This window comes from Paenibacillus sp. FSL R10-2736 (assembly GCF_038000245.1).
In the GTDB taxonomy this organism is placed as follows: Bacteria; Bacillota; Bacilli; order Paenibacillales; family Paenibacillaceae; genus Paenibacillus_AQ; species Paenibacillus_AQ phytohabitans.
Genome location: NZ_JBBOBN010000001.1, coordinates 1,522,826 through 1,538,755 on the forward strand (window position 1 = coordinate 1,522,826; position 15,930 = coordinate 1,538,755).

12 protein-coding genes and 1 pseudogene are annotated in these 15,930 nt (G+C 52.7%); 11 read left to right on the forward strand and 2 right to left on the reverse strand.

All coding sequences use genetic code 11. The annotated features are described in order from the left end of the window. The first annotated feature begins 45 nt into the window (after positions 1-45). The 4 genes and pseudogenes from NSQ73_RS06555 (at position 46) to NSQ73_RS06570 (ending at position 6,447) form a co-directional block, all read left to right on the forward strand. The gene (locus tag NSQ73_RS06555) at positions 46-447 is read left to right on the forward strand and encodes a GNAT family N-acetyltransferase (protein ID WP_340989206.1); all 402 of its coding nucleotides are present in this window, start codon (positions 46-48) and stop codon (positions 445-447) included. Next, positions 425-1,476 (forward strand): annotated as a pseudogene (pseI, locus tag NSQ73_RS06560) (pseudaminic acid synthase). The gene NSQ73_RS06555 and the pseudogene pseI overlap by 23 nt, the downstream one beginning before the upstream one ends. Before the next feature lie 1,182 nt (positions 1,477-2,658). After that, positions 2,659-5,751 (forward strand): isoleucine--tRNA ligase, encoded by a 3,093-nt coding sequence (gene ileS, locus NSQ73_RS06565; protein ID WP_340985785.1) that lies wholly within the window; start codon positions 2,659-2,661, stop codon positions 5,749-5,751. A 393-nt stretch (positions 5,752-6,144) separates the two neighbouring features. Continuing rightward, positions 6,145-6,447, forward strand: a complete 303-nt coding sequence (locus NSQ73_RS06570) for a DUF5665 domain-containing protein (RefSeq protein WP_144026082.1) — start codon at positions 6,145-6,147, stop codon at positions 6,445-6,447. Positions 6,448-6,478: 31 nt separating this feature from the next. Here the strand turns inward: NSQ73_RS06570 and NSQ73_RS06575 are convergent, their stop codons facing one another. Next, complete coding sequence (locus NSQ73_RS06575) at positions 6,479-7,207, reverse strand: TraR/DksA C4-type zinc finger protein (RefSeq protein ID WP_042238479.1); 729 nt, start codon at positions 7,205-7,207, stop codon at positions 6,479-6,481. A 256-nt stretch (positions 7,208-7,463) separates the two neighbouring features. On the opposite strand from NSQ73_RS06575, the gene lspA reads away from it, so the two are divergent. The 3 genes from lspA (at position 7,464) to NSQ73_RS06590 (ending at position 10,289) form a co-directional block, all read left to right on the forward strand. After that, the gene (lspA, locus tag NSQ73_RS06580) at positions 7,464-7,967 is read left to right on the forward strand and encodes a signal peptidase II (RefSeq protein ID WP_039304467.1); all 504 of its coding nucleotides are present in this window, start codon (positions 7,464-7,466) and stop codon (positions 7,965-7,967) included. Positions 7,968-8,038: 71 nt separating this feature from the next. Next, positions 8,039-8,935: an RluA family pseudouridine synthase gene (locus NSQ73_RS06585; protein ID WP_445669658.1), complete on the forward strand. Its 897-nt coding sequence runs from the start codon at positions 8,039-8,041 to the stop codon at positions 8,933-8,935. 100 nt (positions 8,936-9,035) lie between these two features. Next, positions 9,036-10,289, forward strand: coding sequence for an LL-diaminopimelate aminotransferase (locus NSQ73_RS06590; RefSeq protein ID WP_340985788.1), 1,254 nt, complete (start codon positions 9,036-9,038; stop codon positions 10,287-10,289). 403 nt (positions 10,290-10,692) lie between these two features. On the opposite strand, the gene NSQ73_RS06595 is transcribed toward NSQ73_RS06590, so the two are convergent. After that, positions 10,693-11,256, reverse strand: coding sequence for a GNAT family N-acetyltransferase (locus tag NSQ73_RS06595; protein WP_340985790.1), 564 nt, complete (start codon positions 11,254-11,256; stop codon positions 10,693-10,695). 273 nt (positions 11,257-11,529) lie between these two features. On the opposite strand from NSQ73_RS06595, the gene NSQ73_RS06600 reads away from it, so the two are divergent. From NSQ73_RS06600 to NSQ73_RS06615, 4 genes are all read left to right on the forward strand, one after another. After that, entirely contained in the window at positions 11,530-12,351 is an 822-nt protein-coding gene (locus tag NSQ73_RS06600) for an inositol monophosphatase family protein (protein ID WP_340985791.1), read from the forward strand. Between the two features lie 661 nt (positions 12,352-13,012). Then, positions 13,013-13,594, forward strand: coding sequence for a bifunctional pyr operon transcriptional regulator/uracil phosphoribosyltransferase PyrR (gene pyrR, locus NSQ73_RS06605; RefSeq protein ID WP_039304472.1), 582 nt, complete (start codon positions 13,013-13,015; stop codon positions 13,592-13,594). Between the two features lie 2 nt (positions 13,595-13,596). Beyond that, positions 13,597-14,505, forward strand: a complete 909-nt coding sequence (locus NSQ73_RS06610; RefSeq protein ID WP_340985792.1) for an aspartate carbamoyltransferase catalytic subunit — start codon at positions 13,597-13,599, stop codon at positions 14,503-14,505. A gap of 116 nt (positions 14,506-14,621) precedes the next feature. Further along, on the forward strand, positions 14,622-15,902 hold the full coding sequence (locus tag NSQ73_RS06615) for a dihydroorotase (RefSeq protein ID WP_340989208.1): 1,281 nt from the start codon (positions 14,622-14,624) through the stop codon (positions 15,900-15,902). The last annotated feature ends 28 nt before the right edge of the window (positions 15,903-15,930 follow it).

A 15,930-nucleotide genomic window follows, 5' to 3' on the forward strand; every position in this document is an offset into this window, starting at 1 on the left:
GAGCATTGCAAATGGCTTAATTCTACGGAGAAGGATGCAAGCAAGCTGGTGAAGTTATGCTTTTATCGAGAACAACCTATAGGTCTCGTTCAATTCTCACAGATCAACCTCACCAACCAAACCTGTGAATGGGGTTTTTATATTGGGAATCAGGCCTGTCCCCGGGGTTTGGGAAAGATCATGGGGATCTTGGCGCTTGATCTGATTTTCAAAGAAAGACAAATGAGGAAGGTAGGCGCCCAAATCCTGGATTTTAACCAGAAGAGCTTGTCCTATCACCGCAGATTAGGATTTGTGGAGGAAGGCAGGCTGTGCAAGCAGATTCTAAGAAATCAACAATATACCGATGTGGTATTAATGGCGATTTTTCAGGAGCAATGGGAGAAGCACAGTGAAGTGTTGAAAGAGGAGGCTGCGGGAGCAAATGAAGGAAATCACGATCGGTAACCGGCGTATAGGAAGCGGGCATCTCCTTTTATCATCGCGGAAATGTCCGGCAATCATAATCAGTCACTTGACCGGGCGCTTGAGCTGGTTAAGGCAGCGGCCAAGGCTGGCGCACACGCATTTAAAATTCAAACGTATACGCCCGAAACGATGACGCTGAATATCCAGGAGAGAGATTTCATGATTCCTGAATCCAACGGGCTTTGGAAGGGGAAGTCTCTATTTGAGCTCTATAAGGAGGCGTATACCCCCTGGGAATGGCACGGAAGAATATTTGATGCCTGCAGGGAACTAGGGATGATTCCCTTCAGTACACCGTTTGATGAAACCTCGCTTGAGTTTTTGGAAACCCTGGGTGTTGCCTGCTATAAAATTGCCTCTTTTGAAAATAATGATATCCCGTTGCTCAGAAAAGTCGCCTCCAAAGGAAAGCCGATGATTATTTCCACAGGAATGGCTTCGCTCGGCGAAATCGAACATGCGGTAAACACAATAACCGGTGCAGGCTGCAGTGAGTATATTCTATTAAAATGCACAAGCAGTTATCCGGCTTCGCCCGAAAACTCAAATCTGAACACCATTCCGTATTTGAGCGAAGTGTTTCATTGCCAGGTAGGCTTATCAGATCATACCCTGGGCGTGGGTGCCGCCGTTGCAAGTGTAGCGCTGGGCAGCACTGTCATTGAAAAGCATTTTACCCTTAACCGTGAGGATGGCGGGGTTGATGCGGCTTTTTCTCTGGAGCCCGGGGAATTTGCTTCCCTCGTGAGAGAGACGGATACGGCCTGGAGGGCACTCGGCAGGGTTTCCATCGGTCCCACGAAGGACGAGGAGAAATCACTTCAATTCAGGCGGTCGATATATGTATCTAAGGATATAAAGGCTGGTGAAGTGCTGACGGGAGATAATATTAAAGTAATTCGTCCAGGATATGGTCTAGATCCGAAATACTACGACCTGTTGTTAGGAAAACAAATGAAAAAGGATCTTCCCCTCGGCACTCCGGTAAGCTGGGAGCTGTTATTATAACCCGGCCTTCCCGGTTCCGGGCCTATGGATCTTGACAATTGGTTCTAAACAGACTATAACTAGAACATATCTGTAATCCATTGAATCGAAATTCGATGACGGGACAAGTACGATAAGGTAACGTTCTCCAGAGAGTCGGTGTTTGCTGCGAGCCGATCGTTCATGCCTTGCCGGAAGATCCTCCCCTAGAAGCTAAGCTGAAGCGTATATGCATACGTGTGTAAGCTATGCCGTCTGCCGGACGTTATCCCGGACCCGTGTGGCATTTCTGCATGCGGAACTGAGATTGTACTGAATACACTTCCCTAAGGATGTGCGTGAGGTGCAGAATTAGGGTGGTATCGCGAGCGCTGTCTCGCCCCTTTGGGGGCTGGATGGCGCTTTTTTTGTGTGGGTCCATCCCCCTAAATCCCCCTTTCCAAGGGGGACCCCAAGGGCTGGCCGCCCTCTGGACACCTGCAACAAGTGCTCCGAGTGGTGAGTGACGATGGCGGAAGGGGAAGGATTACTGCGGCGAATGGCGCGGCCCTTCTTAGGCTGCCCTGACGGGTACGCCTGCGGGGCCTTAACTGCGGAAGACCTAGGGCGAAGATCAAGAGCGAGGCCCCGGCCCAGCGCTGCCCTAACGGGTTCGCGGGCCGGTTGCCCGGGCAAGAGCGAGGCCCCGGCCCAGCGCTGCCCTAACGGGTTCGCGGGCCGGGTACCCGGCAAGAGCGAGGCCCCGGCCCAGCGCTGCCCTAACGGGTTCGCGGGCCGGTTGCCCGGCAAGAGCGAGGCCCCGGCCCAGCGCTGCCCTAACGGGTTCGCGGGCCGGGTACCCGGCAAGAGCGAGGCCCCGGCCCAGCGCTGCCCTCCGGGTTCGCGGGCCGAGTGCCCGGCAAGAGCGAGGCCCCGGCCCAGCGCTGCCCTCCGGGTTCGCGGGCCGGATGCCAGGGCAAGAGCGAAGCCCCGGCCCAGCGCTGCCCTTCGGGTTCGCGGGCCGGATGCCTGAGGTAGAGCGTGCCGCTTGCGGCGTAAGCGGGCATTACAACAAAATTAACTTACCAAACACCTTTCCCCTGGAGATCGACAAACTTTCCAGGTGTCCAGAGGGCGGAGCCCTTGGGGCCCTCCCTTGGCTAAGGGAGGGTTTGGGAGGGATCGAAAAGGTTTAAAGACTAAACCACGGAAGGATTGACCATCATGCATAAAGTAGATGTAAAAGAAAAAGCACGGGCCAGAGATGTCCGTATCCTGAAGAAATGGAGCGACGAGAATACGTTCCGCAGATCCATGGAGAACCGCGAGGGACGCCCGAACTATGTGTTCTATGAAGGACCTCCGACGGCGAACGGCGTGCCGCATATCGGGCATGTGCTGGGCCGGGTCATCAAGGACTTCGTCGGCCGCTACCAGACGATGAAGGGCTTCCGTGTGATCCGTAAAGCGGGCTGGGATACCCACGGCCTGCCGGTTGAACTCGGTGTGCAGAAGAAGCTTGGTATCTCCGGCAAGCAGGACATCGAAGAGTACGGCGTGGAGAAGTTCATCAAGGAATGTAAGGAAAGTGTATTCGGCTATGAGAAGCAGTGGCGTGAGTTCACGGAAGCGATCGGCTACTGGACGGATCTGGATAACCCTTACGTTACGCTGGATAACACCTACATCGAGAGCGTGTGGAATATCCTCGCTACCGTGCATGACAAAGGCTTAATGTACCGCGGACACCGCGTCAGCCCGTACTGCCCGAGCTGTCAGACGACGCTGAGTTCCCATGAAGTGGCGCAGGGCTACAAGACAGTCAAGGACCTGAGTGCTACAGCTAAGTTCAAGCTGGACGGCAGCGGCGATTATGTGCTGGCCTGGACGACCACACCTTGGACCCTTCCGGCGCATATGGCACTGGCAATGAACCCGAATATGGAATATGTGCGTGCCCAACAGGAAGACGGCGTATATGTACTGGCCAAGAATCTAGTGGATGAGGTGCTCAAAGGTGAGTATACGATCCTGTCCACCCATACCGGTGCGGACTTTATCGGCCAGAGCTACACTCCGCCGTTCGATTATATCAAGGCAGAGAAGCATAATGTGATCGTAGGCGCATCGTTTGTTTCGGATTCCAGCGGTACCGGGATCGTGCATATGGCTCCGGCACATGGTGAAGATGACTACAAGAGCTGCCGCGAGAATGGCATCAGCTTCGTGAATGTGGTGGATACCTCCGGTAAATACACCAGTGTGGTGAGCGATTTTGCCGGACGGTTCGTCAAAGACGTCGACCTCGATATCGTGAAGGTATTGTCCGAACGGGGACTGCTCTACAGTAAAGAGAAATATGAGCACAGCTATCCGTTCTGCTGGCGCTGCGATACTCCACTGCTCTATTATGCAACAGACAGCTGGTTCATCCAGACAACAGCGATCAAGGATCAGCTGATCGCCAACAATAACAGTGTGAACTGGTATCCGGACCATGTGCGTGAAGGCCGCTTCGGCAAGTTCCTGGAGGAGCTGGTGGACTGGAATATCAGCCGTAACCGTTACTGGGGCACGCCGCTGAATGTCTGGGTCTGCCAGGACACCGGCAAGGAGTTCGCTCCGCATAGTATTGCTGAACTGAGATCGATGGCGATCGGCGAAGTAGCAGAGGATATCGAGCTGCATAAGCCGTATGTGGACAACATCAAGCTGCGGAGTCCGTTCAGTGAAGGCGGCGTAATGGTGCGCACACCGGAAGTCATCGACGTATGGTTCGACAGCGGCTCGATGCCGTTCGCCCAGAGTCACTATCCGTTTGAGAATGAGGACAGATTCGCAGACCAGTATCCGGCGGATATGATCTGCGAAGGGATCGACCAGACACGCGGCTGGTTCTACAGCCTGCTTGCCGTATCGACGCTGTTCACGGGCAAAGCGCCTTACAAGGCGGTAATCGCCCATGGTCATATTTTCGATGAGAACGGCCAGAAGATGTCCAAGTCCAAGGGCAATGTCATCGACCCTTGGGAGATCATGAACGAATACGGCACCGACGCGTTCCGCTGGGCCATTCTGTCTGACAGTGCGCCATGGAACAACAAACGGTTCTCGCGCGGTCTGGTGGGAGAGACGAAGTCCAAGGTTGTGGATACCCTGGTTAACACGCATGCGTTCCTGACGCTGTATGCCGGTATCGACGGCTACGATCCTGCGGATCACCTGTTCAAGCTGTCAGAGCGTAAGCTCGACCGCTGGATTCTGTCCCGATTGAACAGCCTGATCCTGCTGGTGGATAAAGGCCTTGCCGTTAACGATTTCGTGAATACGTCCAAAGCAATTGAGAATTTCGTAGATGAGCTGAGCAACTGGTACATCCGCCGTTCCCGTGACCGGTTCTGGGGCAGCGGGCTGGGCGAAGAGAAGCTGGACGCATACCGCACACTTACGCATGTACTACTGACCACAGCTACGCTGATGGCACCTTTCACACCGATGCTGTCCGAGGATATCTTTACGAACCTGGGCGGCGGCGAAAGCGTGCATCTCGCGGATTATCCGGTAGCGGATGAGAGCCTGATTGATCTTGCACTGGAAAAAGATATGGAGAGCGCCAGAGGGATCGTGGAACTGGCCCGCAACGTGCGTAACGAGAGTGGCATCAAGACCCGCCAGCCTCTGTCTGAGCTGATCGCCTCGATTGACGATAACTTCAATGTGGCAGATTATGAAGAGCTGATCAAAGACGAAATCAATGTGAAGCATATTGTGATCGAGCACAGCGACAGCGGCTTTGTAGACTTCACCCTGAAGCTGAACCTGAAGGTTGCAGGCAAGAAATACGGCAAGAACGTCGGCTTCCTGCAAGGCTTCCTCAAAGCTATGGACAGTGACGCTACCCGCAAAACCGTACAGGACGGCGGACTCGCCATTGTATCGCCGGACGGGGAAGAGCTGCAGATCACATCCGAGGAGCTGCTGGTTGAGAAGCAGGCCAAACCAGGTTTTGCCTCGGCTTCCGGCTATGGATTGACGGTGGCTCTAAACACCGAAATCACACCGGAGCTGGTGCAGGAAGGCTGGGTACGCGAAGTCGTACGTGCGGTGCAGGATTACCGTAAACGCCTGGATCTGCCGATCGACAAACGGATTGCTCTTACGCTGCATGTCGATGACGAGCTTAAGGCGGCGGTTACCGCATTCGAGCATGTGCTGCGCGAGAATGTACTGGTGACTACGGTTGATTTTGACGGAGATTATACCTATGAAACTGTGGATGCCGGCGGCAAGAGCATCGGAATTCATATCGGCGCTTAAGTAACACACACCCTGCATCACTTGTCCCTATATGGCATATACTAGCCGCAAAGGAAAAGCTTCTATGGGTTAGAATGCAAAATGACGAGCCCCGTGCTTAAAGAGAGAAGTCTCTTTAACCGGGCTCGTTTGCTTTGCGGGTCATAGAGATTCGAGGGAGGTGCCGGAGGCATGGGCGGATGGAAAGATGGAGATACGGAGGCCGGGAAGCCGGAGAGGCCGGAAGGGCCGGGCAGAATTTCAATTCAGACCTCGGGAGTAGACAGCAGCAGGGATACCGGTAAAGTACCGGAGGAGAAGCGGCAATTCCTGCATTCCGGGGAGCGGATACAGACACCATTTTCTTCTCAAAAGCCTGCAGCCGCGCTCGCAGCAGCCGGTGATCCGGCAGAGCTGCCGCAGGAGGAAAAGCTGAACGCGCTGTACCGGATGACCACCCAGCTGGCCCAGCAGATGGAGAAATCGCGGATTTCGGAATATACGGAGCTGCTGCATTCGCCGTTCCGGCTGATCTGGCTGAATATTTTATCCGGAGTAGCCCGGGGGCTGGGGATTGCGCTCGGGTTTACTTTTTTTGCGGCGACGATTATTTATGTGCTTCAGGTGCTCGGGGCATTGAATCTGCCGATTATCGGGGACTATATTGCGGACATTGTGCGTATCGTGCAGCATCAGCTGGAGCTGAAGACCTTCTGACCGGGCCAAATTAAAAAAGAGCAGCGCGGGGCTACTCCCTTTCTTTTTTGAGCGGGTCCAGCAGGTAGTCACCTTCCCCGTCGTCCATGTAATGGCGGTAACTGTTGCCTTTGATGATGGTTAGATGATTTCCCGTAATGTCGGTAGCGACGAAATTCTCCCATGGCTCCACGAAGCCTTCGGTTTCGTCCGCTTCGATCTCCATATCATTGTAGGAGCTGATGTTGTTGCCTTCGGCCATGGCAGGGGAATCGGAATTGCCCCAGCTCTCAACAATCTGCCAGGCATCCTCCCCGTCGAAGCCGTTCTGGTCCTCCCGCTCATCCAGGCTGGTCCGTCCAAAAGGCGGTGACAGCAGCTCCTCCTCCACCGGGCGGGTAAACGGAGCGCTCTGGCGGGGAGCATGCTCTTTGGTGTAACGGGTGGATGGAATCGCGGCCAGACGTTCATAAGGAATCGGTTCGCCGCTGGCTATGCAAATGCCATAGGTGCCTTCATCCATCGCCCGCAGCGCCGCTTCGATATCGTCCAGCTCATGCTCGTCCCGCTCCAGCAGGGAAATATCCATGGAACGGTTATACAGCTCGGTGGCGGCATCGCCGGGATGGTTGTCGATCTCGGACAGCTCTCCGGTAGTATCGCGCATAGCTTCCTGCAGTCCGTAATGCTCATTATTTTGCAGCCTGTGCTTGATGTCCTCCTGCTGCTGTAGCAGTAATGCGCGCAGCCCGGAGAGCTGGGTTGATGTCAGATGGCTCATTGCTGTGAGCTCCTTTCGGTGGCTTAATCCTCGCTGAAACGGTACCGTCTTTATAAAGAAGGGCAAAGCCGTTTCCGCTTGTATAGCTTGGCCGCAGGGGCCCTTTTTTAGCGATGGAAAATAGTGCCCGGACTTTGGCGGGTTTAGAGTGCCTTGCAATGGACGGTATATTGAGGCCTGTGCTACAATATACAAGTCTTTATACAGTATTCGTACCGCGGACCGCGGGAAAAATAAGAACGGAGTGACAACTTCTGTGGTGTACTTTCTGATTGCGCTAATTGTATTTTTGATTGACCAGGGTACCAAATATCTGATTGCTACCCGGCTGGAGATTGCAGAGCAGATTCCGGTTATAAAGGATTTCTTCATTATCACGTCCCACCGCAATCGTGGAGCCGCTTTCGGAATTCTTGAAGGACAACAGTGGTTCTTCATTGTAATTACGGTTATAGTTGTTGCCGGTATCGTCTGGTATCTGAACAAGGCCCGGAAGACCCGCAAATTGCTGCCTACGGCATTGTCGCTGGTGCTTGGAGGAGCCGTCGGAAACTTCCTCGACCGGATTCTGAACGGTGAAGTTGTAGATTTCCTGATGTTCAATTTCGGCAGCTATACCTTCCCGATCTTCAACGTAGCCGATTCCTGCATCGTGGTCGGGGTAGCCCTGATTATTCTCGATACGCTGCTGGATGTGAAAGGCGAGCAGGAAGTCACCGAAGTTAAGGAATCACAGGAAGTCAAAGAAGGGAATGAATGATTTTGAATAAAGACGTCAATGAGCAGGCGGTTTCTGGCGCCCTCGAAGAAGAAAGAGACGTCACCGAATGGATGGTTGCCGCGGAGAATTCCCGGGAACGGATTGATAAGTACATTACGGAGTCTTGGGAAGAAGAGGTTTCCCGCTCGCAGGTTCAGCTGTGGATCAGCGGTGGTCATGTGACGGTGAACGGCGCTCCGGTTAAAGCTAACTACAAGCTGTATGAAGGCGACAAGGTGGCTGTTACGGTTCCGGAAGCCGAAGTTACGGATTTAATTGCGGAGAATATCCCGCTTGAGGTTGTATATGAAGACAGCGATGTTATCGTGGTGAATAAGCCGCGCGGTATGGTGGTGCATCCGGCAGTAGGACATCCCTCAGGCACCCTGGTCAATGCGCTGATGTACCATTGCAAGGACCTGTCAGGCATTAACGGCGAGATTCGTCCGGGCATTGTGCACCGCATCGACAAGGATACCTCCGGTCTGATTATGGCTGCCAAGAATGACGCCAGTCATGCTTCGCTGGCCGCGCAGCTGAAGGAGCACAGTGTAACCCGCCGCTACATCGCAGTAGTGCATGGCAATCTGTCTCATGATAAGGGCACAGTAGATGCGCCAATCGGCCGTGATCCGCATGACCGCAAGCTGTATATGGTCACTGAGAAGAACAGCAAACGTTCTGTGACGCATTTTACGGTGCTGGAGCGCTTCGGCGACTGCACACTGCTTGAGCTGCAGCTCGAGACCGGACGGACGCATCAGATCCGCGTGCATATGAAGTTCATCGGCCATCCGCTGGTCGGCGATCCAATCTATGGACGCAGCAAAGGCACGACGATGACTGGACAGGCTCTGCATGCCGCTGTACTGGGATTTGTGCATCCTGCCACAGGGGAGTACAAGGAGTTCAGTGCGCCGCTTCCGGCAGATATGGAAGAAGTGCTGTACACACTGCGCAGCAGATAAGTACAAATGAATAGATTATAAGTCCATGGCTTCTAAAGCAGCTTTGCTTCATATTTAGATCATGGATTCACAACAATAGCCAGGAGATGAGACGAAGATTATGAGTATTGAACACTATCAGGAAACATTCATTCAGACTAATTTTGCGGACCGCATCGGCGGCGCCGGATATGGCAAGGACACTTCCATCTACAAATTCGAGAAAATCAAACGCGCCAAAGCATCGGCGAAGCAGGATTTTCCTAACATTGAATTGATCGACATGGGCGTCGGCGAGCCGGACGAAATGGCGGATGAAGGCATTGTGGCCAGACTTGCCCTTGAAGCTGCCAAAGAAGAAAACCGCGGATATTCCGACAACGGGATTCCTGAATTCAAAGCAGCGGCTGCAGTTTATCTGAAGGAAGTATTCCAGGTAGACGGCATCGACCCAGTAAACGAAATCGTACATTCCATCGGTTCGAAGCCTGCACTGGCTATGCTGCCATCGGTCTTCATTAATCCGGGTGACATCACTATCATGACCATTCCGGGTTATCCGGTGCTGGGCACTCACACCAAATATCTGGGTGGACAAGTCTACTCCGTTGAGCTTAAGAAGGAGAACAACTTCCTGCCTGACCTGAACTCTATTCCGGAAGACGTAGCCCACAAGGCGAAGCTGCTCTACCTGAACTATCCGAACAACCCTACAGGTGCAAGCGCAACTCCTGAATTTTTCAGCGAAGTAGTAGCCTGGGCGAAGAAATATGATGTAGTCGTTATCCATGACGCTCCTTATGCAGCGCTGACGTATGATGGCGTGAAGCCGCTGAGCTTCCTGTCCGTACCTGGTGCCAAGGATGTCGGCGTGGAGCTGCACTCCCTGTCCAAGTCCTACAATATGACTGGCTGGAGAATCGGTTTCGTTGCCGGCAACCCGCTGATCGTTAAGGCGTTCAGTGATGTGAAGGACAACAATGACTCCGGTCAATTCATCGCGATTCAAAAAGCTGCCGCATACGGTCTGTCTCATCCTGAGATTACCGAAGCGATTGCTGCCAAATACTCCCGCCGCCACAACATGCTGGTGGATGCACTGAACAGCCTGGGCTTCAAGGCAGAGAAACCGAAGGGTTCCTTCTTCCTCTATGTAGCTGCTCCAAAAGGCGTTAAGGGCGGACGCCGCTTCGAATCCGGCGAAGATTTCTCGCAGTTCCTGATCCGCGAGAAGCTGATCTCCACCGTGCCTTGGGATGATGCCGGCGCGTTCGTGCGTTTCTCCGTTACTTTCGTTGCCAAGGGTGAGGAAGATGAGAAACGAGTAATCTCCGAAATTCAAAGACGCCTGAGCGACGTTGAATTCGAATTTTAAGTTTGGTTGATGGGGCCGCTGCAGAGAAATCTGCGGCGGTTTTTTGTTATGGCAGCCGATCGCTCCCGAGCCTCACTATCCGCTCCGTCTGGTCAAATGTTGTACAAACTGCAACTTTACTCAGACGAAACAGGCCCTGAAAGCGCAAATCCTGCACTTTTTACAACAATCCGCTTCAGAAAAGTAAATATTCATCCTAAATGCTGTAAAAAATACAACATTTAGCCCAATGATGCATTTGCGGAGCAAAAATCCTGTAAAATGTGCAACATTACTTGGACAGGCAGGCCGGTAACAGGGGGGACAGCCTACATGTGACGGTGGTGAGAGTGAGCTGGCGTTAGCAGCCTCTGATATAAAGATAAGCCAGCCGGAAACTCCGGCTGACCTGATGAACAGCAGCCTAACCTTTCCGGTAAGCCTTGCTGTGAAAGGCATTGATATAACGGAACAGCGCTTCGCCGTCATCCGGCACATTCCCGGCTCCATCCAGCGGCAGCAGCATCGCCTGATAAGGCTCAGGCACCCAGATATACTGGTGGACATAGGAGGTAAGGACGAATCCGTTCCGCTCCCAGAAGTGAATGCGTTCCTTGTGTGTATCCGAAGTTCCGGATTCGGCCTCAATGATAATCCCCTGAACGAAGTGTTCTTGAACAGCCCAATCCCTGATCTGTCCGAGGAACCAGGTTCCCGTACCCGCCCCGCGCAGCTTCTTATCGACTGCCAAGTAATCTATGATCAGTACCTTATCGCCAGTCTTTCCCACGACCCCAGTAACGGCCATGGCGGCAACCTGCCCTTGCTGACCCAGTCCCGCATGTAAGTAAGCAATCCGCCGCTCCAGCATACTGCGGAGAATCCCTTCCGGTTTGGCTCCGCTGGGAAAAGCCTCCCGGTACACCGGCTCCATCTGCTTCCAGAGCTGTTCATCCCATTTATCTACTGTAATAAACTCCAGGTCCATGATCTGTTCGCCTCCATTTTTAATCATAGCAGAGGCGGGGCGGGAACGAAAATAAGCCAGCGGGCAGGATAGTTCAATCATTTCACGAATTTTTTATAAGCTGGATAATTTTATAAATTACGCAATGATTATTTTTTGAAGGAATGATTAAGTTGAAGCAAACGAGATCATCAAGTTGTCTCTCAAAATGTTGATGATTCCTTATTAAGCAGATACCATAATCATTACTGTATTTAAGAAATTACTTAAAAGAAACGCACGATAAGGAGGAATATGAACGAAATGAAGTTCGACCTTCGAGAATTAGCGTTGTTTGCAGAGCAGGCTGTAACAAAAGCGGGTGACAAGATTTCCGAATTGCGCAGCCGGGAAAAAATTGAAGTGAATTACAAGGATTATGGTGAACTTGTGACATCCGCTGATTTGTTATCGGAAAGAATCATTCAAGAAGCCATAATGGGTAAATTTCAAGGTCATCGAATTCTTTCGGAGGAAAATGGAGTACATAACTGGGATAATTTCAAGTTTGACGGTCCGGTTTGGGTAGTTGATCCCTTAGATGGAACCGTTAATTTTGCTCGCAACCTGCCGCATTACGGCATTTCATTGGCTTTTGCCCTTGATGGCGTAGTACTGGCAGGAGCGGTATATGCGCCGGATTTGCACTGTACTTATGTTGGGATTAAAGGGGAAGGCTCCTATTGCAATGGTGAGCGTTTACGAATTCGTACATGTACTTCGCTGCTGGATGCTGTCATAGGCACAGGTTTTCCGCATGATCCAGCAAAAGTCGAACCAGCAATCGAAAGAGTGAACCGACTCAGAAGAAACTGTCGTGATATTAGGCGTTTTGCCGCACCGACAGTAGACATTTGTTATGTGGCGTCCGGAAAATTAGATGCGCATACAGAAAGTCTTTCACCGTGGGACGTAGCCGCCGCAGGCTTGATTGCACGGGAGGCGGGAGCATTAAGTTGCAATGTACAAGTTGTGCCCGATCACATCCCTAATGAACTCTATGGTGAAGAGGCCGTATTCACGACACCAGGAATCTTCGATGATCTCTTGACATTATTGCGGAAGGAATCTGAATAAAAGGTTCATTCTCTTTTCAGCATTGTTGTATGTAAGAAAATGTTAGCTTAGAAAGACATGTTCTTCAATAAAAAGGCTTTGCTTTTCAGGATAGCTTTAGTTCCAAGTATGCACGATCAGCGCAGCGCTATAGTGCCGCCTTGCCTGCCCCACCCCTCCCCGGGTGGTGGCAGTTGCCAATCTTTCATACCGTTTAGGTGGAAGCGGCGGAGGGGATTTTGGAACTGTAGGAGCGGTAGCGTCCGCCTTTGTCTCCGGATTTAATCCGCTTAGCGGTTAATCAAATAAATCTGGAGACAACAGCGGCCGGAAGTCCAAAATCACCGCAGCCGCGCCCTTCACCAAACCGCAGCCGCCCTCTGCCACGCTCTTCACCTAAACCAACAATTTAAACAATTTGACACCACCCCGATCTTCTGTCATAATTCCCTATAGTTGAATATGCGCCTTTAATTCAGTCCCGTGAGGCTGGCAAGGTAACGTGAATCGAGGTTCGCGAACATGGAAGCAGGAATCCGTATGAGTACGGAGGGCCTTTTTATGCGCGCGGACACGCCATCTTTTTGAATCTGCGGATTTCACTCCTTGCCTGTTTCGGGCAAGGAGTTTTTTGTTTATCCGGGAACTTGAACAGGCGATCAAGCAGGAGGATGGCACGATGATGGTTACTGAAAAAAATGTCATTATGGACGAAACGGCGATTCGCCGGGCACTGTCACGCATTGCACATGAGATTTTGGAGAAGAACAAGGGTATTGAGAATTGTCTGCTGGTCGGCATCCGTACAAGAGGGATTTATCTGGCCCAGCGGATTGCGGAGCGCATCAAGGAGATTGAAGGCGTGGATATACCTTACGGTGAGCTGGATATCACGCATTACCGCGATGACCGCGAAGGCGGCGGTGACAACAGGGAGTCGATGGACAAGGCTGTGGTCAACAGCAATCTGACCCTGCCCCCGGGCAGCAACGGCATCCAGGACAAGAAAGTGATTCTGTTCGACGATGTGCTGTACACCGGCAGAACGATCCGGGCGGCGATGGATGCGCTGATGGATTGCGGACGGCCGCGGATGATCCAGCTGGCGGTACTGGCTGACCGCGGACACCGGGAACTGCCCATCCGCCCCGACTATATCGGCAAGAACGTACCTACCTCCAGGCATGAGCAGATTGAAGTGTCACTGACCGAATACGACGGCAAGGACGAAGTGTACATTATTTCAAACCGGGAGGAACGATAACAATGATGACGGCAACCAAAGTGAAGGAACGCAGTCTGCTGGGGATTAAGGAGCTGGACGCTTCGGAAATCAGCCTGCTTTTGAACAGAACGGCTTACTGGGACAATCAGAGCGAGAAGCTCACGCCGGTACTGAAAGCGCATTTTGTTGCCAACATGTTTTTTGAGAATAGCACACGGACCCGCTTCTCCTTCGAAATGGCCGAGAAACGGCTGGGCGTTCAGGTGCTGAACTTCACGGCGGCAGCTTCCAGTGTAGAAAAAGGCGAGTCGATCTACGATACCGTACGCACCTTAGAATCGATGGGGATCGATGCCGGAGTTGTGCGTTTGAAGCCTGCAGGCGTGCTGCAGCAGCTGGCCGAGAAGGTAAGCATCCCGCTGATTAATGCCGGAGACGGCAACAATGAGCACCCGACACAGGCGCTGCTGGATCTGTACACGATGCGCAGGCATTTTGGAGAACTGAAGGGCCTGAAAGTGTCGATTATCGGAGATATTATGCATAGCCGGGTGGCACGCTCCAACCTGTGGGCATTGACCAAGATGGGCGCAAGCGTCCAGTTCTGTGCACCGGCGAATATGCAGGCTCCTGAGCTTGCCGCGTACGCCCCATACGTTTCAATGGAAGAAGCGCTGAAAGCGGATGTGGTTATGATGCTGAGAGTGCAGCTGGAACGGCATTCCTCCGGTATTATTTTATCGGCAGCAGAGTACCGGGAGCACTTCGGACTTACGGAAGAACGCGCTGCGAAGCTGGACAAGGGGACGATCATCATGCACCCGGCGCCGGTCAACCGCAATGTGGAGATCGATGATGCAGTGGTGGAGAGCAGCCAGTCGCGGATTTTCCCGCAGATGGCGAATGGAGTCCCGGTACGGATGGCAGTGATGGAGAGAGCACTTCAATAGCAAGATTCCGCAAAAAAACCTCACATAACTTTACTAATAAATATACACAAAGATGAATTTTTATTATATAATAACTTAAGAGCTTACGGCTGCGGCCTGAGGCACAAAGGAGAATCATAACCGTGATCATTAAAAACGCCAGTGTACTGGGCCAAGAAGGCGTGCTGGAGCGCAAGCATATTGTCGTGTTGGACGGGGTAATCTCTAACATTCTGGATGCCGCAGAAGCGGTTGAAGAAGCAGGAGAGATCATCGAAGCGGAAGGCAAGCTGCTGATTCCAGGACTGATTGATATGCATGTGCACTTACGTGAACCGGGGTTTGAGCATAAGGAAACGATTGAGACCGGCGCACGTTCGGCGGCCAAGGGCGGATTCACAACCATCGCCTGCATGCCGAATACACGCCCGGTAACAGACAGTGCAGAGATTGTCCAATTGGTAAAAGATAAGGCGCGTGAAGCCGGACTCGTGAAGGTGCTGCCTTACGCGGCCATTACGAAGAATGAGCTGGGACTTGAGCTGACTGACTTTGCCGCACTGAAAGCGGCTGGAGCGATTGGCTTCACCGACGACGGTGTAGGCGTACAGAGCGCACAAATGATGAAGGATGCCATGAAGCTGGCGGCTGGACTGGATATGCCGGTCATCGCCCACTGCGAGGACAACTCGCTGGTTGAGGGCTGCGCGGTAGCGGAAGGAACGTTTGCCGACAAGCATGGACTTAAGGGAATTCCGAATGAGTCGGAAGCCATCCATGTAGGCCGCGACATACTGCTGTCTGAAGCTACAGGCGTTCACTACCATGTGTGCCACGTCAGCACCGAGCAATCGGTACGGCTGATCCGTCAGGCTAAGCAGATCGGCATCAAGGTGACCGCTGAGGTGTGCCCGCATCATCTGCTGCTCTCGGAGGAAGACATTCCGGGCATGGACGCGAACTGGAAAATGAACCCGCCGCTGCGCTCGCGCCGCGATGTGGAGGCCTGCATCGAAGGTCTGCTTGACGGCACGCTTGATATCATCGTTACCGATCATGCACCGCACAGTGCGGAAGAGAAAGCAAAAGGCATGCAGCTTGCACCGTTTGGCATCGTCGGTTTTGAGACAGCCTTTCCGCTGCTGTATACCGCTTTTGTGGCCACTGGCAAATGGGATCTGTCCCTGCTGGTCCAGCGGATGACCGCTGACCCGGCCCGGGTGTTCAGATTGAACACTGGCAGCCTTGCAGTAGGGGCGCCTGCCGATCTGACACTGATTGATTTGAATGAAGAGAAGGAAGTGGACCCGGCAACGTTTGCCAGCAAAGGGCGGAATACTCCTTTTGGCGGATGGAAGCTTAAGGGCTGGCCGGTGAAGACTTGGGTAGACGGCAGAGCCGTATGGAGTGAAGTATAACTGACGGTTACTGGCAGCCAGGCTGCCG